Source organism: Streptomyces sp. NPDC107575 (assembly GCF_055657265.1).
The window spans coordinates 521995-538955 of the sequence record NZ_JBVKBG010000004.1 but is presented as its reverse complement, the minus strand read 5'-3'; the positions used below and the strand labels follow the sequence as shown (position 1 = coordinate 538955).

The 16961-nt window shown below is 73.1% G+C and carries 13 protein-coding genes; 3 read left to right on the top strand and 10 right to left on the bottom strand.

Going from position 1 to position 16961, the window contains the following annotated elements; genetic code table 11:
* Positions 1–144 precede the first annotated feature (144 nt).
* Positions 145–894: an RDD family protein gene (locus ACZ7L4_RS22095; protein ID WP_472104807.1), complete on the top strand. Its 750-nt coding sequence runs from the start codon at positions 145–147 to the stop codon at positions 892–894.
* A 108-nt stretch (positions 895–1002) separates the two neighbouring features.
* Here the strand turns inward: ACZ7L4_RS22095 and purH are convergent, their stop codons facing one another.
* Together purH and purN are read right to left on the bottom strand one after the other, a co-directional pair.
* On the bottom strand, positions 1003–2562 hold the full coding sequence (gene purH / locus ACZ7L4_RS22090) for a bifunctional phosphoribosylaminoimidazolecarboxamide formyltransferase/IMP cyclohydrolase (RefSeq protein WP_472104805.1): 1560 nt from the start codon (positions 2560–2562) through the stop codon (positions 1003–1005).
* The gene (gene purN, locus ACZ7L4_RS22085) at positions 2559–3179 is read right to left on the bottom strand and encodes a phosphoribosylglycinamide formyltransferase (RefSeq protein WP_472104803.1); all 621 of its coding nucleotides are present in this window, start codon (positions 3177–3179) and stop codon (positions 2559–2561) included. The genes purH and purN overlap by 4 nt, the downstream gene beginning before the upstream one ends.
* A gap of 345 nt (positions 3180–3524) precedes the next feature.
* Here purN and ACZ7L4_RS22080 point away from each other — a divergent pair, with 345 nt between their 5' ends.
* Entirely contained in the window at positions 3525–4313 is a 789-nt protein-coding gene (locus ACZ7L4_RS22080) for a hypothetical protein (RefSeq protein ID WP_472104802.1), read from the top strand.
* Between the two features lie 42 nt (positions 4314–4355).
* Here the strand turns inward: ACZ7L4_RS22080 and ACZ7L4_RS22075 are convergent, their stop codons facing one another.
* A complete protein-coding gene (locus tag ACZ7L4_RS22075; RefSeq protein WP_472104800.1) occupies positions 4356–5741 on the bottom strand; it encodes a cell division protein PerM in 1386 nt (461 codons plus the stop codon).
* Between the two features lie 122 nt (positions 5742–5863).
* On the opposite strand from ACZ7L4_RS22075, the gene ACZ7L4_RS22070 reads away from it, so the two are divergent.
* A complete protein-coding gene (locus ACZ7L4_RS22070) occupies positions 5864–7018 on the top strand; it encodes a helix-turn-helix domain-containing protein (RefSeq protein ID WP_472104798.1) in 1155 nt (384 codons plus the stop codon).
* Positions 7019–7097: 79 nt separating this feature from the next.
* Here ACZ7L4_RS22070 and sucD read toward each other — a convergent pair whose 3' ends face one another.
* From sucD to ACZ7L4_RS22035, 7 genes are all read right to left on the bottom strand, one after another.
* The gene (sucD, locus tag ACZ7L4_RS22065) at positions 7098–7979 is read right to left on the bottom strand and encodes a succinate--CoA ligase subunit alpha (RefSeq protein WP_385756027.1); all 882 of its coding nucleotides are present in this window, start codon (positions 7977–7979) and stop codon (positions 7098–7100) included.
* A gap of 19 nt (positions 7980–7998) precedes the next feature.
* Positions 7999–9177, bottom strand: a complete 1179-nt coding sequence (sucC, locus tag ACZ7L4_RS22060; RefSeq protein WP_450814955.1) for an ADP-forming succinate--CoA ligase subunit beta — start codon at positions 9175–9177, stop codon at positions 7999–8001.
* Between the two features lie 430 nt (positions 9178–9607).
* Positions 9608–10804, bottom strand: coding sequence for a hypothetical protein (locus ACZ7L4_RS22055; protein WP_472104795.1), 1197 nt, complete (start codon positions 10802–10804; stop codon positions 9608–9610).
* Between the two features lie 90 nt (positions 10805–10894).
* Entirely contained in the window at positions 10895–12124 is a 1230-nt protein-coding gene (locus tag ACZ7L4_RS22050; protein WP_472104793.1) for a hypothetical protein, read from the bottom strand.
* A gap of 83 nt (positions 12125–12207) precedes the next feature.
* Entirely contained in the window at positions 12208–13470 is a 1263-nt protein-coding gene (locus ACZ7L4_RS22045; RefSeq protein WP_472104791.1) for a VWA domain-containing protein, read from the bottom strand.
* Positions 13467–15803, bottom strand: coding sequence for a DUF5682 family protein (locus ACZ7L4_RS22040; protein ID WP_472104789.1), 2337 nt, complete (start codon positions 15801–15803; stop codon positions 13467–13469). Before ACZ7L4_RS22040 ends, ACZ7L4_RS22045 begins: the two co-directional genes overlap by 4 nt.
* Positions 15800–16933, bottom strand: a complete 1134-nt coding sequence (locus tag ACZ7L4_RS22035) for an ATP-binding protein (RefSeq protein ID WP_472104787.1) — start codon at positions 16931–16933, stop codon at positions 15800–15802. The genes ACZ7L4_RS22040 and ACZ7L4_RS22035 overlap by 4 nt, the downstream gene beginning before the upstream one ends.
* Positions 16934–16961: the final 28 nt, after the last annotated feature.

The following is a 16961-nucleotide window of genomic DNA, read 5'->3' as shown; positions in this document are numbered from 1 at the left end:
GGCCGGTGCATTGCCGCGGGGAGTGTCGGGGGCGGCGGCAGGGGGCAGCTCGGGGGAGTCCATTTACTCGCGCGGCCAGGTACCTGGCCCGTTCCTCTTCGCTGTCCGCGCCGTCCCCGCGTCAGCAACGGAGGAACACCCGCCATGAGTTTCGGCGACCCCAACAACCCTTACGGCCAGCAGCCCCAGCAGCCGCCGCAGAACAACCCGTACGGCCAGCAGCCGCCCCAGCCGGGCGGGTACCCCCAGCAGGCGCCGCAGGGCGTGCCGCCGCAGGGCTACGGCTACCCGCAGCAGCAGCCGCCCGGCCAGCCCTACGGGTACCCCCAGCAGCAGCCGGGTCAGCCGTACGGCGCGTACCCGCAGCAGGGCGGCCCGGGCGGCTACTTCCCGCAGTCGGGTCCTGGCGCCCCGGCCTCGATGGGCCGTCGCCTCGGCGCCCGCGCCATCGACGGCGCCCTGATCGGTGTCATCTACGGCATCGTCTCCGTCGTCGGCGTCGTCGGATCGGTGTCGTCGGTCAGCGACTGCGACCCGTACGCGTCGGACTACCAGTCCTGCGTGGACGACGCCTCGTCCAACGTGTTCGTCGCCATGCTCGCGGTCCTGGGTGTCCTCGCGGCGATCATGTTCCTCTACGAAGCGATCATGATCTCCACGGTCGGCGCCACCCTGGGCAAGCTCGCCGTCGGCGTCCGTGTCATCAACGCCGAGACCGGTGCCAAGCCGAGCTTCGGCGCGGCGCTCGTGCGCTACCTGATCCCGATGGTCGGCGCGTTCGTCTGCTACATCGGCGCGCTGCTCGTCTACCTGTCCCCGTTCTGGGACAAGTCGGGCCGCCTCCAGGGCTGGCACGACAAGGCCGCGAAGACGGCCGTCGTCACGAACTCCTGACGCGGTCCGCGAACGAAAGGGCCCGCCGGTCTCGACCGGCGGGCCCTTCGTCGTGCGATGCGTTGATCAGCGGCCGTGGATCGGCTGCCGTTGATCAGCTGCCGCGGATCAGTGGAAGAAGTGGCGCGTGCCCGTGAAGTACATGGTCACGCCCGCCTTCTTCGCGGCCTCGACGACCAGCTCGTCGCGGACCGAACCGCCGGGCTGGACCACGGCCTTGACGCCCGCGGCCGTCAGGATCTCCAGACCGTCCGGGAACGGGAAGAACGCGTCCGAGGCGGCGTAGGAGCCGCGCGCCCGCTCCTCGCCCGCCCGCTCGACGGCGAGCTTCGCGGAGTCGACGCGGTTGACCTGGCCCATGCCGACGCCGACGGAGGCGCCGTCCTTGGCGAGCAGGATCGCGTTGGACTTCACCGCGCGGCAGGCCTTCCAGGCGAACGCCAGCTCGTCCAGCTCGCCCTGGGAGAGGGCGTCGCCGGTCGCGAGGGTCCAGGAGGCGGGGTTGTCGCCGTCGGCCTGGAGGCGGTCGGTGACCTGGAGGAGCGCGCCGCCGTCGATCTGCTTCGTCTCGACCTTGGCGGACGGGCCGTTCGGGGCCCGCAGCACGCGGATGTTCTTCTTCTTGGTGAGGGCCTCGAGGGCGCCGTCCTCGTAGTCGGGCGCGACGATGACCTCGGTGAAGATCTCGGCGACCTGCTCCGCCATCTCCTTGGTGACCGGGCGGTTCACGGCGATGACGCCGCCGAACGCGGACAGCGGGTCACAGGCGTGGGCCTTGCGGTGCGCCTCCGCGACGTTCGAGGCGACGGCGATGCCGCACGGGTTCGCGTGCTTGATGATCGCGACACACGGGTCGGTGTGGTCGTACGCGGCACGGCGCGCGGCGTCCGTGTCCGTGAAGTTGTTGTACGACATCTCCTTGCCGTGCAGCTGCTCGGCCTCGGCGAGACCACGGGTGCCGTCGACGTAGAGGGCCGCGCCCTGGTGCGGGTTCTCGCCGTAGCGCAGGACGTTCTTGCGCTCGTACGTGGCACCGATGAAGTCCGGGAAGCCGGAGTCGTCGGCGGCGGCGTAGTCGTCGGCGAACCAGGAGGCAACCGCCACGTCGTACGCGGCGGTGTGCTGGAACGCCTCGGCGGCGAGCCGCTTGCGGGCGGTCAGGTCGAACCCGCCGTCCGCGACGGCGCTCAGCACGCTGCCGTACGCGGCCGGGTTCACGACGACCGCGACCGACGGGTGGTTCTTGGCGGCGGCGCGCACCATCGAGGGGCCGCCGATGTCGATCTGCTCGACGCACTCGTCGGGGGTCGCGCCGGAGGCGACGGTCTCCTTGAACGGGTACAGGTTCACGACCACGAGGTCGAAGGGCTTCACGCCGAGGTCGGCGAGCTGCTTCTGGTGGTCCTCCAGGCGCAGGTCGGCGAGGATGCCGGCGTGCACCTTCGGGTGCAGGGTCTTCACGCGGCCGTCGAGGCACTCGGGGAACCCGGTGAGCTCCTCGACCTTGGTGACCGGCACGCCCGCGCCGGCGATCTTCCCGGCGGTGGAGCCGGTGGAGACCAGCTCGACGCCCGCCTCGTGGAGCCCGCGCGCGAGCTCCTCCAGACCGGTCTTGTCGTAGACGCTCACCAGTGCACGGCGGATGGGCCGCTTGTTCTCGGCGCTCACGGGATAACTACCTTTCGTCCCTCAATGCTGAAGCCGTGACGGGCGAGCCGCCCCACGACATCGACGAGCAGCGTGCGCTCGACTTCCTTGATGCGCTCGTGCAGAGCGCTTTCGTCGTCCTCGTCCCGGATCTCGACCACGCCCTGGGCGATGATCGGGCCGGTGTCGACGCCGTCGTCGACGAAGTGGACGGTGCATCCGGTGACCCTGGCGCCGTACGCGAGCGCGTCCCGCACACCGTGCGCACCGGGAAAACTGGGCAGCAGGGCGGGGTGCGTGTTGACGACCCGCCCGCCGAAGCGGGCCAGGAACTCCTTGCCCACGATCTTCATGAACCCCGCCGACACGATCAGGTCCGGCTCGTACGCGGCGGTGGCCTCGGCCAGCGCGCGGTCCCACTCCTCGCGGGTGGCGTGGTCCTTCACGCGGCACACGAACGTGGGCAGGCCCGCGCGCTCGGCGCGCTCGAGCCCCGCGATGCCCTCGCGGTCGGCTCCGACCGCCACGATCTCGGCGCCGTACGCGTCGGTCCCCTGCGCCGCGATCGCGTCGAGGAGTGCCTGCAGATTCGTTCCTGATCCGGAGACCAGCACGACGAGGCGCTTGGCCTTGGCCACGACGGGGCCCTTTCTAGGGGAGCTACGGTGCGCGGTCGGCCTGTGGGGCAGCGTCTTTGTGCGTTCGCATGAACGCTTCGCCTTCCCCGATACGGGGAACCCTACGAAGCGGCCGACCGGCAGCAACGATACCGGCACTGCCGACGGCCCCCACGGGACGGGGGATCAGGAGGGGCGTTGCGAAGCAATTCTTTGGAAGGGCGGCGGTGGGCGGCGGGCGGGACGCCAGGTAGCGTCGGCGGAACGGAACGCTGAGCGGCCATCGGACGTTGACGTGAAGAACGTGCCAAGCCGAGCCGCGCCAGCGGTCCCGTGACCGACGACCTAGGGGAAGACGCACATCTGATGCCGGACCGAAGCCTTCGCCTCACGCTGCCCACCGGCGCCGTCCTGCCGCGCGAAGGCCGACCCACGCCGCCGTCGCCGCCGTCCAAGGAGTCGGACGAGCCCCGGGACAGCAATCCGTTCGCGCCGCCGGCCGAGGACGCGCCCGACAGGCCGTGGCAGCCGCGCCACCCGGAGGGCTCCGACTCCGACTCGGGATCCGGTTCCGGTTCCGGCCAGGGCGGGGGCAACTCGCCGTGGGGCGGCCAGTGGAGCGACCGTCAGCCGGGCCGCGCCCAGGGCGGCCGCTTCGGCGACCGCCCGGGCACCGGCGGGAACGGCGGACCCGAGGGGCAGAACGGCGGGCAGGGCCCGGGCCCCGGCGGCATGCGCTGGGACCCGACGGACCCGGCGCAGCGCCGAGCTCGCTACGCGCTGCTCTCCGGCATGTGGGGCTTCTTCTTCTCCCTGTTCAACTGGCCGTACGTGGCACTGCTGCTCGGCGCGCTCGCCCTGTACTGGGGCGTCAGCGCGCTGCGCATGAAGTCCCGCCCGGCGGACCCGGACGCCCCGGCGCCCGCGACGCCCCGCCCCGCGGGCCCGGAGGCCGCGCGCCCGCAGACGACGGCGGCGATCAGCGGCCTGGTCACGGGGGCGCTCGCGCTCGCGATGGTGGCGTCGCTGTTCACGGCGAAGCTGGTGTACTCCGACTATTACGAGTGCAAGGCGGATGCGTTGACCAGTGCGGCGCAGAAGTCCTGTGAGGATCTGTTGCCGAAGGAGCTGCGGCCGTTGCTCGGTGTGCGCTGAGGCGGGGGTGCGGTCGCGGGGCTCTGCCCCGGACCCCGCGCCTCAATCGCCGGCGGGGCTTGAAATACCGCCGGACGGGCTTGACGTGTGCGGCTCCTCGTCGAAGAAGTCGTAGAGGGCGAAGGACTCGTCCTTCTGTGCCGTCGTCGGTTCCGGGTGGGCCGGCGGTGTCCCGGGCTCGGGCTCGGGGCCGGGCTCGGTGGCCCGGTCCTCGCGGGTCCGCCACCACCACGCCGCCGACGCCACCGGCACCCCCACCACGCAGATCCACCCCGCGGCCACCGCCCCGGTCAGCCAGCCCACCGGCCCGAACTCCGCGAGCACCGAGCGGCCGAGCGCCCCGCCCGCGGCCCCCGCCAGGCACCCCATCGCCGCCCCGCACAGCGCGCCGGCCACGGCCACGCCGCCCGCGATCCGCCGCCACCCCCAGTCCGCCCCGCCGGACAGCACGAACCCGGCCACGACCACGCCCGCCACCACGGGAATCGCCCCCACGGCCCAGGTGAGCGGCGCCCCGTCCCCCGCCTTCGGCACCGCCACGAGCAGCGGGAACGCGGGCAGCATCGCCGCCCCCGAGCTCCCCAGCGGCCCCACGGTGTGCCCGACGCCGAGCACGACCCCGGGCCCGAGCGCGTACGCGGACCCCCAGATCGCGGCGTTCGGCACGAGCCCCGCGCACAGCAGCAGCACCGCGAGCCGCCCCGACCAGGCCCCCGTGAGCTGCAGGAACGACTCCCGCACCGCTTCCCCGTGCCAGACGAGCATCCCGGCCACCAGCAGCGCCCCGCCCGCGACCAGCGCGAGCACCCCGGCCACCGCCGCCCGCACGGCGACCGGCGCCACCTCCCGTACGAAGCCCTCCGGGACCAGCCCCGCCAGCCGGCCCGGCAGCGGCCCGTACGGCCGTCCGTGCGCCGTCCACACCCCGAAGCCCGCCGCGGCCGCCGCGAGCACGACCAGATGCGCCGCACAACTCACCCAGGAGGGGCGCAGTTCACCGCCCGCGCAGTAGTACGTCGCCGCGGCCGCCACCGACAGATAGCCGACCGCCACACCGGCCCAGACGCCCGCCACGGACTCGGACTCCTCCGCCGCGTCGCGCGCCGCCCGGTGCAGCAGCCACGCGGGCATCGCGAGCAGCAGCAGGGGACTGACTCCCAGCGGGACGGGCACCCCGGACAGGGTGTCCGTTCTGATCACCTCGGCGCCGTGCGCCAGGAGCCACAGCGCGGCGGCGGTGTGCAGGGCGCCGTCGGAGCCGCTGTCGGGGAACGGCGAGCTGATCCACAGCACCATCACGAGCACGGCGCACGCCCCGAGGCCGAGCCCCGCCGCGAGGGCCCCGCGCAGCGCGGCCCCGACGGGTCCCGGGGCCCGTTCCCGCAGCCGGGTCACGAGCAGGGGCAACGACAGTCCACGGCCGGTCATTTGGGTCACCGGCCCATGCTCCCAACGACACGCCCTTACCTCGCGCAACAGGCGAAGCCCGGATGTGTCGCACAAGATACGTTTATGTTCTTTTTCGCACGAAAGGGTGTGTGGAGTTCACGATGACTCAGGGCGCTGCCACCCCACTGCCGCCGCCCAAGGAGCGCCGCAGGCTCCGCGAGGGCGGCTCGCTCTCCCGTGACGAGGTCGCCGAGCGGGTCGGCGTGACCCGCGAGACCGTCCGCCGTTGGGAGGCCGGCCGCACCACTCCAAAGGGTCAGAAGCGGGAGGCGTACGCACAGCTGCTCGCGGAGCTGACCGCCGCGGAGGAGCCGTCCCCGACGACGGCGGCCGCTCCGATGACGGCGGGACCGGGCCTGACCGCCGCCACCGCGATACAAGAACCCGAGCCGCCGACGGCCGGGGCCACGGTCGTGGCCGTCGCGGAACGGGAGCCCGCTCCCCTGGCGGCGTCCCGTGCCCGTACCGCCGCCGAGGCCTTCGACGCGCTGTACACGCACGCCGCGCCGTTCCTCGTCCGGCAGACCTATCTGCTCACCGGCCGCCGGATCCTCGCCCGGGAGGCCGTCGAGCGCGCCTTCCAGCAGGCCTGGCAGCAGTGGCCCGAGGTGGCGGTCGACCCGGACCCGGCGGGCTGGGTGCGGGCGGCGGCGTACGAGTACGCGATGTCGCCCTGGCACGGCCTGCGCCCCGGCAAGCGTCAACCGGAGGCGCCGCCCGCCACCCCCGAGGACCGCGAGCTGCTCGGCGCGCTCCTCGACCTGCCGCCCGTCTACCGGCGCACGCTGCTGCTGTACGACGGGGTGGGCCTGGATCTGCCGGAGACCGCGGCGGAGACGGAGGCCAGCACGCCGGCCGCCGCCAACCGCATCCTGCACGCCCGGGAGGCCGTCGCCCAGCGGCTGCCCGACCTCGCCGTCCCCGAGCAGCTGCACCAGCGGCTCACGGAGCTGGCGGGCTCGGAACGCCTCGACGCGCCCGTGTCCACGGTGGTGCGCAGCGGCGGCGAGAAGCGCACCCGGTTCTGGACGCGGGCGGCCGTCGCGTTCACGGTCTTCATCATCGGCGCCACGGCGCTGACCGTGCGGGTGGCGCCCACGCACTACGAGCCGGTCCCCGCGCCGGGCTCCCCGATCGCGGGCGTGCCGCCGCTGACGGGCCCCGAACCGCTGACGCCCGCGGACCTGGAGCTGCGCAAGGAACTGCGGGAGAAGCTGAGCGGAGGCCCTGAGCGGCTCGCGCCCCGCACGGAGTAGCGCGATGACGAGGTAGCGCAAGGACAGTGGGCCCGCACCGTCACCGGTGCGGGCCCACTGCTGTGCGGAGTGCGGCTGGTTACGAGAGGATCTCGCGCGCCAGCTTCGCCGTCTCGGTCGGCGTCTTGCCGACCTTGACGCCGGCGGCCTCGAGGGCCTCCTTCTTCGCCTGCGCGGTGCCGGAGGAGCCGGAGACGATGGCGCCGGCGTGGCCCATGGTCTTGCCCTCGGGCGCCGTGAAGCCCGCGACGTAGCCGACGACCGGCTTCGTCACGTTGGCCTTGATGTAGTCGGCCGCGCGCTCCTCGGCGTCGCCGCCGATCTCGCCGATCATGACGATGAGGTCGGTCTCGGGGTCGGCCTCGAACGCGGCGAGCGCGTCGATGTGCGTCGTGCCGATGACCGGGTCGCCACCGATGCCGACGGCGGACGAGAAGCCGATGTCACGGAGCTCGTACATCATCTGGTACGTCAGCGTGCCGGACTTCGAGACCAGGCCGATGCGGCCCGGCTTCGTGATGTCGCCCGGGATGATGCCGGCGTTCGACTGGCCCGGCGTGATGAGGCCGGGGCAGTTCGGGCCGATGATGCGGGTCTTGTCGCCCTTCGACTTCGCGTACGCGTAGAACGCGGCGGAGTCGTGGACGGCGATGCCCTCGGTGATGACGACCGCGAGCGGGATCTCGGCGTCGATGGCCTCGACCACGGCGGCCTTCGAGAAGGCCGGCGGGACGAAGAGCACGGACACGTTGGCGCCCGTCTTCTCCATCGCCTCGGCGACGGAGCCGAAGACCGGGATGTCGTTGCCGTCGATGTCGACGGACGTACCGGCCTTGCGGGGGTTCACACCGCCGACGATGTTCGTGCCGTCGGCGAGCATGAGCTTGGTGTGCTTCATGCCCGTGGCACCGGTCATGCCCTGGACGATGACCTTGCTGTCCTTGTTGAGGAAGATAGCCATGGCTGTTTAGTCCTCGTCCTTACTTCGCGGCCGCGAGCTCGGCGGCCTTGTCGGCCGCGCCGTCCATGGTGTCCACGCGCTGCACCAGCGGGTGGTTGGCGTCGGAGAGGATCTTGCGACCCAGCTCGGCGTTGTTGCCGTCGAGGCGGACGACGAGCGGCTTCTCGACCTTCTCGCCCTTCTCCTCGAGCAGGGCGAGCGCCTGGACGATGCCGTTGGCGACCTCGTCGCAGGCGGTGATGCCGCCGAAGACGTTGACGAAGACCGACTTGACGTCGGAGTCGCCGAGGATGATCTCCAGGCCGTTCGCCATCACCTGGGCGGACGCGCCGCCACCGATGTCGAGGAAGTTGGCCGGCTTCACGCCGCCGTGGTTCTCACCGGCGTACGCGACGACGTCGAGCGTCGACATGACCAGACCGGCACCGTTGCCGATGATGCCGACCTCGCCGTCGAGCTTGACGTAGTTGAGGTCCTTCTCCTTGGCAGCGGCCTCGAGCGGGTCGGCCGCGTCCTTGTCCTGAAGGGCCTCGTGGTCGGGGTGCCGGAAGCCGGCGTTCTCGTCCAGGGACACCTTGCCGTCGAGGGCGATGACCTTGCCGGAGGCGACCTTCGCGAGCGGGTTGACCTCGACGAGGAGGGCGTCCTCCTCGATGAAGGTCTTCCACAGCGTCTGGAGGATCTCGGCGACCTGGTCGGCGACCTCGGCCGGGAACTTGGCGTCCGTGACGATCTTGCGGGCGACCTCGGGGGTCACGCCCTCATTGGCGTCGATCGGCGTCTTGGCGACGGCCTCCGGGCGGGTGGCCGCCACCTCCTCGATCTCCATGCCGCCCTCGACGGAGGCGATGGAGAGGAAGGTGCGGTTGGTGCGGTCCAGGAGGAAGGAGACGTAGTACTCCTCCACGATCTCCGGAGCCGTCTCGGCCATCATCACCTTGTGGACCGTGTGGCCCTTGATGTCCATGCCGAGGATGTTGGTCGCGTGCTGCACGGCCTCGTCGGGGGTGGCGGCCAGCTTCACGCCGCCGGCCTTGCCGCGGCCGCCGACCTTCACCTGCGCCTTGACGACGGACTTGCCGCCAAGACGCTCGGTCGCCTCGCGGGCCGCCTCAGGCGTGTCGATGACTTCACCGGCCAGCACCGGTACACCGTGCTTGGCGAAGAGGTCCCTCGCCTGGTACTCGAACAGGTCCACGCGCGTCCGTCCCTATCAGTGATCTCGCGGTTCGTTATCTGCGTGGGCGTGCCGCGAGGGGCAACGTGACTCCGCTGTCACACGTGACGGGCGCCGTCGCCGGCACCACTTGCTGTCACTAGGGAGGCGTACACGGTGACCGAGTACGCGGCATGTCCGTCTCGCAGGTTATCGCTGCTCAGCGACGGCTTCTAAATCGCAGATCACACCTGAGCGGTGATACCCATCACAGAGCGTCCCGTTTGCGGTGCTTTTTACGGTGCTGCCGAGGGCCCCGGGGAATGGGAACGGCCTCACCGGGCGGGGGTACGCCCAGTGAGGCCGCAGGTCAGCGGGTGGTCACGTCCCCAAGCGGACCACCCGCCGTCATACACGGAAAGCGACCCGAACCGGCCGACGGCTTTCGGCCGTCCGGGCACCGTCGCGTCGGTCAGACGCCGGGCAGGTAGCTGGGCGCGACCGAACCGGCGACACCCTGCACGCCGGTGACGGCGTTGCCCGCGAGCGGCTGGGCGTCGGCGCGCACCGTGCCGGTCAGGTCCTGGGCGAACGGGGCGACCTCGTGGGTCACGCCGCCGGCCAGCGGGGCGACGTTGTCGCCGACCAGGGTCTGCGCGAACGGGGCCACGTTGTCGCCGACCAGGCCCTGCGCGAGCGGCTGCACGTCGCCGGTGACACCCTGCGCCAGGCCCTGCGCGCTGGTGCCGACGCCGCCGACGACCGGCTGGACGTGGTCCACAACGGTCTGCACGAGCGGCTGGACCGCGTCCACGACGCCGCCCGCGAACGGGGTGACGTCGTTGCCGACCACGCTCTGCGCGAAGGGGGCGACGTTGTCGCCCGCCACGCCCTGGACCAGCGGCTGGACCTGGCCGGTGACACCGGCGGCGAACGGCGCGACGTTGTCGCCGACGAGGGTCTGCGCGAACGGCGTCACGTCGCCGACCGCACCGCCCGCGAGGGTGGTCACGTCGCCGACGGCCTGGCCCGCGACCGGGAGCACGCCCTGCACGGCGGTGTTCGCGACGGGCGGCAGCACGGCGTCGGCGGTCTCGCCGACGGCCGGGGCGGTGTTCGTGCGGACGTTGTCGACGGCGCCCTGGGCGGTGCCCTGCGCGTTGTCCTGCACGTAGGCGGGGGCCTGGGCGGCGGCCTGCGTCAGCTCCTGCTGGAGCTGCGGGGCGAAGGCGTCGAGCGGGCCGAACAGGTAGTCGACGCCCTCCTGGGCACGGCCCTGGACGTCGGCGACGTTCGGGGCCTGGACGTCGGGGGCCTGCACGTCCGGGGTCTGCACCTGCGGGGCCTTGGCCTTGGCGGCGGCCTGGTGGACCGTCGACTGCACCTGGGCCTTGGCGTGCTGAGCGGCGCCCTGGGCCTTGCCGGCGACCTGGGTGCCGGCGACCTTGTCGGTGACCTGGTTGTCGGCGACCTTGTCGGTCACCTTCGACGCCGTGTCCTGCACGTCGGACGTGGTGTTCTGCACGTCGGAGACCGTGTCACCGGCGAGGTCCGGAACGGACACCGAGTGCACGGGCAGCTCGTCGGCGCTGGCCACGGCGGAGCCGAGGGCCCAGGCACCGGAGACGCCGGCGGCTATGACGATGGAGCGGCGGATGTTCTTGTTCATGGGTACGTCAGTTCCTTCGAATTCACTTCAACGGGTTGGGCAGACCTGTTCCGCCCCCGCGCGGCAGGTCGCGAGCGGGGAAGGGCTGCCCTAGCCGGGGAATTCGGGAATGTCGCGCAGCCGGTCGACCACCGGCGAGGTGCCCGCGGAGGCGGTGCCGCCGACCGCGAGCAGAACGGGCGCACGGCCACCGAAGGCCGCCGCGTGCAGATCACCGTGGCGCGAGGAGCCGCCGTCGCCCGCGCTCGCGCCCGCCGACGGCACACCGTCGGGACGCTGCGGCACGACGGGTGCCGCGGGCCGCGCCTCGGCCCGCGCTCCCGCGTCCGCCTGCTGTACGTCGCCGAAGCGCTCGACGTCGTACGCCTGCGGGCCGCTCGCCGCGGCGTGGGAACGGTCCGCGGCCTGCGCGGCGGCAGGCCGCTCACCGTGCTCCCGCTCCGCCGGGGCGCTCGCCTCGGGCGGCTCGGTGGCGGCGGGCGGCTCCGGCCGGAGCTCGGCCGGGTCCACGATGTCCACGAGCCCGCCGAGGCCGACGTCCGTCAGCTGCCCCGGCACCACGTCGACGAGATCGGCGACGGCACGCGTCGCCAACTCCTCGACCGGACCGGTCAGCCGGTGCACCGTGGCACCGACCGGGGCGGTGAGGTACCGCACGGCGTCGACCGCGGCCCCCAGGCGCTCCCGCCCGTCACCGAGGGACTCGCCCCCGACGGACTCGAGGCGCTCCCGCAGTGATTCGGCGGACACCGAGACCTTGTGCCGCACGGCGTGCATGGCGTGCGCGGCGTGCCGTGCGTCGGCGGGGTTCGGTGCCGTCTCGGCGGACCGGATCGGCGCGGGGTCGGTGGCGGGGTCGGTGGCGGGGTCGGTGGCGGCGGATGCCGGGGCGGCGGCAGGTGTGGTCTGTCGCTCCGGCGTCGCGATGCGGTCCCTCGGGGGTGCGGGCGCCGTGGCGGGCGCGGGCGCCGCGGGGGACTTCGCGTGCATGTGCTCGGGCTCGGCGGCCGGTTGGGCGGGCCGCTCGGTGGCCGGGGCGGTGGCCTGCTCGCTGGCCGGGGCGGCGGGAGCCGATGCCTCGCGGGAGCCCGTCTCGCGCAACTTTCGCGCGGAGTCGGCCACATGCTCCCGTACGGCCACGTGACCCGCCCGGAGCGAATCCGCGCCGGCCGCACCGGCGTCCGACAGGCCGTCCGCCTGCGCCCGGCCGCCGCACAGGATCCCGAGGGCGAACAATCCGCCGAACAGCAGCGCCAGTTGCAGCGCACGCCGTCCTGCCGTCGCACGCACCAGGCGCGCGACGGGGGCGGGAAGTGCCATCGGGGAAGTCACGGTGGCCGAATCCTCGCATGGGGCGAGGGAGGCGGCGCAAGCCCCCTGTTCCCCCTGTTACCGATGGGTACTCATATCCGGTTCGCGGCGGGTGCACCCTTTTCCGATGCGGCGTCCGGTATCGGCAAAGGGCGTTTCTCGATGGCCGCGGCCATGACGTCGGGGAAGAGATCCGGGGTGCAGGCGAAGGCCGGCGCGCCGAGTCCGGCGAGCGCCGCGGCGTGCTCCCGGTCGTAGGCGGGCGCGCCCTCGTCCGAGAGCGCGAGCAGCGTCACGAACTGCACGCCGGACGCCTTCATCGCGGCGACCCGCTTCAGCATCTCGTTGCGAATGCCCCCTTCGTAGAGGTCTGAGATGAGGACGACGACGGTCTCGGCGGGCCGGGTGATCTGCGACTGGCAGTACGCGAGCGCCCGGTTGATGTCGGTGCCGCCGCCGAGCTGCGTGCCGAACAGGACGTCGACCGGGTCGTCCAGCTGGTCCGTCAGATCCACGACGGCCGTGTCGAAGACGACGAGCCGGGTCGAGATCGAGCGCATGGAGGCGAGCACCGCCCCGAAGACCGAGGCGTAGACGACGGACGCCGCCATCGAGCCCGACTGGTCGATGCAGAGGACGACCTCCTTCTTCACGGACTGCGCCGCCCGCCCGTACCCGATCAGCCGCTCGGGCACGATCGTGCGGTACTCGGGCAGGTAGTGCTTGAGGTTGGCCGCGATCGTGCGGTGCCAGTCGATGTCGTGGTGGCGCGGCCGCTGGATGCGGGCGCTGCGGTCGAGGGCGCCGGTGAGGGTGGCGCGGGTGCGCGTGGCGAGCTTCTTCTCGAGGTCCTCGACGACCTTGCGCACGACGGCGCGGGCCGTCTCCTTCGTTGTCTCGGGCATCGCCTTGTTGAGCGAGAGCAGCGTGCCGACCAGGTGCACGTCGGCGTCGACGGCCTCCAGCATCTCCGGTTCGAGCAGCATCGTGGCCAGCCCGAGCCGGTCGATGGCGTCCCGCTGCATGACCTGGACGACGGAGGACGGGAAGTAGGTCCGGATGTCGCCGAGCCAGCGGGCCACGGCGGGCGCGGACGCCCCGAGCCCCGCGCTCCGGCTGCCGCCGCCCTGCTGCTTGCCGCCACCCGATCCGTACAGCGCGGCGAGGGCGCCGTCCATCGCCGCGTCCTGCCCCGCGAGCCCGCACCCCGTGCCGTCCGCATCCGCCCCGCCGAGCACGAGCCGCCATCGCCGCAACCGCTCGTCCGTGCCGGTCCCGGTGCCGGTGCCGGTGCCGGTGCCGGTCAGGGTTTCGGGGGCCGTGCCGGTCTCGGTTTCGGTATCAGTGCTGGTCATGCCACCGCCCCCTCAAGGCTGTTGTCGCCCTCGCCGTTTCCGCTGCCCGCCTCCGCGCCTGCGCCCGCGCCGAGCAGGAGGCGCAGTACCGGCAGCACCGCGTCCGCCCGTTCCGTGTCCAGGTCCTCGCCGAAGCCGCGCGGGCCACCGGCGGCCGGGGACTGCCCGCCGCCGGAGGGCCCGCGCCGGACCAACTCGCCCAAGGTCCGCCGCACGCCGGGCTCGTACGCAGAGAACGTCCGCCGCAGCAGCGGCAGTACGTCCGTGAACGCGTCGCCCGACACCCCCGACAGCCACGCGTCGACCAGGCCCAGGAGCCGCTCGTCGTGCACCAGGAGCAGCCCGCCGCCCGAGCCGCCGCCGACGAATCCCTCGATCCACGCCGCCGCCTCCGCCGGCGCGGTGCCGGGCGAGAGGGCGAGGCTCATCAGCCGGGCCGCGTCCTCCTCATCGAGCACGCCCTCGTCGAGCAGCACCCGCGCGCACCGCCCGCGGATCACCCCGGCCACGCCGTCCCGCTCAGCGAGCACGCGCAGCACGGTCCGCCAGCGCTCGCGCACCCCGGCGTCCTCCAAGAGCGCGACGGCCGAGTGCACCGCGTCGACATGGCCGCGCATCTCCTCGGCAGCCTCCACGTCGAGCCCCGCGCACGCGGGCGGGAGGCCGACGAAGACCCGCTCGGCGAGGCCCGCCGCCACGTCGGCGAGGGCGCCGGTGTCGGTGCCGCGCACATCGCCGTAGCGCAGGGCGCGGACCAGGGCGGGCAGGGCGCCCGCAAGGTGTCCGACGTCCGCGTCGAGGGCGGCGCGGTCGGCGAGGATCCGCATCACCGTCGGCAGCGCGTCCGAAAGGCCCGCGAGCAGACAGGCCTCGGCGAGCGCCGTGACATCGGCGAGGGCCCTCGCGGCGACCGCGTCCGTCTCCGCCTTGGCGGTCGCGGCGGAGAGCACGGTGGTCCCCCACACCCCGGCCTCCGCGACCCGCACGGACAGCTCCGGCTCCCAGCGCAGCCGCCACGACTCGCGGAACGTGCCGGTGGAGCCGCGCGCCGACCTCGCCGGCTCGCCCCAGGCGACGCCGAGGAGCCGCAGCCGGTGCAGCAGGCGGCTGCGCGCGGCGTCGGTGTCGCCCCGCAGGTCGAGGTCCAACTCCTTCTCCGCCGCGGCCGGTTTGAGCCGCAGGGAACGCTGCTGCCGCGTGAGGTCGCGCTGCAGCGGCACCGCGGGCGCCGCCTCGGGCACCTCCCCCAGCACGTCCCCGACGACCAGCTTGTCGTGGATGAGCGACAGCGGTACGTCCGAGCCCTCGCACAGCACGGCCCGCACGGCGTCCGTGGTCTCGGTGAGCCCCGCGAGCGGCCGCCCGCGCATCACGGCGAGGGTCTCCGCGAGGCGCACGGCCTCGATGACATGGGCGGAGGACACGATGCGGTCCTCCTCCCGCAGCAGCCCCGCGACCTTGGTCAGCCAGCGCTCCACGGGCCGGTCGGGCGCGCTGAACAGGTGCCCGTACCAGCCGGGCGACTCGATCCCCGCCCCGTATCCGCTGACGCGGGCGAGCCGGCGGTGCGTCCACGGCACCCACGTCATGTCGACCTTCGCCTTCGGCAGGCCCTTGAGCAGGGCGCGGTCGGCCGCGACGGTCGTCTTCTGCCGCAGCGCGGGCACATGCCACGCCCCGCACACGACGGCCACGGCGTCCCCGAACTCACGCTGCGCCGCGCGCACTTGGAGCCGCATGTACGCCTCGCGCAGGAGATCCCGCTTGTGTCCCCCGTCCCCGCACGTCTCCCGCAGTGCGCCCATCGCCTCGCCCAGCGCGGCGAAGGCGTCGCCGTCGCGGTGCTCGACGACGTCCTCCCACCAGCGCTCCGCATCGTCGTACCCGGCGGTCTCGGCGAGGACCCGCAGGGGGTCGACGCGTACGGGGTCCCCCTCCCCCGCCTCCCCTTCCTGCCCGTCGCCGCCGTCCTCCTCGGCCCGCAGCGCGAGGCTGTGCGCGGCCGGCAGGTCGATGAAGCGCACCGGCACCTCGCGCGCCAACGCCCAGCGGATCGCGACCCATTCGGGCGAGAACTCGGCGAACGGCCAGAACGCCGACCTCCCCGGCTCGTCCACGACGTGCGCGAGCAGCGCGACCGGCGGCCGCATGCCGGCCTCGGCGGCGAGCGGCACGAGCCCGTCGGCCTCCGGCGGCCCTTCGATCAGTACGATCCTCGGCTGCGCGGCCTCGAGCGCGGTGCGCACGGCGCGCGCGGAGCCCGGCCCGTGGTGCCGCACACCCAGCAGCGCGGGGCCCGTGGCCGGTGCGGCCGCCGCGGTCGATGTCGTCATGCGCTCACCTCTCGGCAGGCCCGGTAGAAGTCCTTCCAGCCGTCACGCTCGCGCACCACGGCCTCCAGGTACTCCTGCCAGACGACGCGGTCCGCCGCCGGATCACGCACCACGGCCCCGAGGATTCCGGCGGCCACGTCGGAGGGTCGCAGCACGCCGTCCCCGAAGTGGGCGGACAACGCAAGGCCGTTGGTGACGACGGAGATCGCCTCGGCGGTCGACAGCGTGCCGCTCGGCGACTTCACCTTCGTGCGCCCGTCGGCCGTCACGCCGTCGCGCAGCTCGCGGAAGACGGTGACGACGCGGCGGATCTCGTCCATCCCGTCGGGCGCGCTGGGCAGCTCCAGGGAGCGGCCGACCTGGTCGACGCGGCGCGAGACGATGTCGACCTCGTCCTCCACGCTCGCGGGCAGCGGCAGCACGACCGTGTTGAAGCGGCGCCGCAGCGCGCTCGACAGATCGTTCACCCCGCGGTCGCGGTCATTGGCCGTGGCGATGAGGTTGAAGCCGCGCACGGCCTGCACCTCCTGCCCCAACTCCGGTATCGGCAGGGTCTTCTCGGACAGGATCGTGATCAGCGTGTCCTGCACATCGGCCGGAATGCGGGTCAGTTCCTCGACGCGCGCGGTCATCCCCTCCGCCATCGCCCGCATGACCGGGCTCGGCACGAGGGCGTCCCTGCTCGGGCCGTTGGCCAGCAGCTGCGCGTAGTTCCAGCCGTAGCGGATGGCCTCCTCCGGCGTCCCCGCCGTGCCCTGCACCAGCAGCGTCGAGTCCCCGCTCACGGCGGCCGCGAGATGCTCGGACACCCAGGTCTTGGCGGTGCCGGGCACGCCGAGCAGGAGCAGCGCCCGGTCCGTCGCCAGCGTCGTCACGGCGACCTCGACGATGCGGCGCGGGCCCACGTACTTCGGCGAGATCACCGTGCCGTCGGGCAGCGTGCCACCGAGCAGATACGTCGCGACGGCCCACGGCGAAAGGCGCCAGCGGGCCGGCCGCGGCCGGTCGTCCTGGGCGGCGAGCGCCTCGAGTTCCTCCGCGAACGCGTCCTCGGCGTGCGGCCGCAGCACCTCGTCCGCGACCTGGCCCCCGGCCCGATTCTCGGTCTGGCTCTCGACGGAAATGGTCATGGCTGTCCCCCTCCAACTCGCCCAACTC

Bases quoted from the DNA above. Each gene is read 5' to 3' on its own strand.
- ACZ7L4_RS22045 (WP_472104791.1), bottom strand. From the start codon at position 13,470: ATGACCAGCACTGATACCGAAACCGAGACCGGCACGGCCCCCGAAACC.
- ACZ7L4_RS22080 (WP_472104802.1), top strand. From the start codon at position 3,525: ATGCCGGACCGAAGCCTTCGCCTCACGCTGCCCACCGGCGCCGTCCTG.
- ACZ7L4_RS22070 (WP_472104798.1), top strand. From the start codon at position 5,864: ATGACTCAGGGCGCTGCCACCCCACTGCCGCCGCCCAAGGAGCGCCGC.
- ACZ7L4_RS22095 (WP_472104807.1), top strand. From the start codon at position 145: ATGAGTTTCGGCGACCCCAACAACCCTTACGGCCAGCAGCCCCAGCAG.
- ACZ7L4_RS22050 (WP_472104793.1), bottom strand. From the start codon at position 12,124: ATGGCACTTCCCGCCCCCGTCGCGCGCCTGGTGCGTGCGACGGCAGGA.
- ACZ7L4_RS22075 (WP_472104800.1), bottom strand. From the start codon at position 5,741: ATGACCGGCCGTGGACTGTCGTTGCCCCTGCTCGTGACCCGGCTGCGG.
- ACZ7L4_RS22035 (WP_472104787.1), bottom strand. From the start codon at position 16,933: ATGACCATTTCCGTCGAGAGCCAGACCGAGAATCGGGCCGGGGGCCAG.
- ACZ7L4_RS22055 (WP_472104795.1), bottom strand. From the start codon at position 10,804: ATGAACAAGAACATCCGCCGCTCCATCGTCATAGCCGCCGGCGTCTCC.
- ACZ7L4_RS22040 (WP_472104789.1), bottom strand. From the start codon at position 15,803: ATGACGACATCGACCGCGGCGGCCGCACCGGCCACGGGCCCCGCGCTG.
- sucD (WP_385756027.1), bottom strand. From the start codon at position 7,979: ATGGCTATCTTCCTCAACAAGGACAGCAAGGTCATCGTCCAGGGCATG.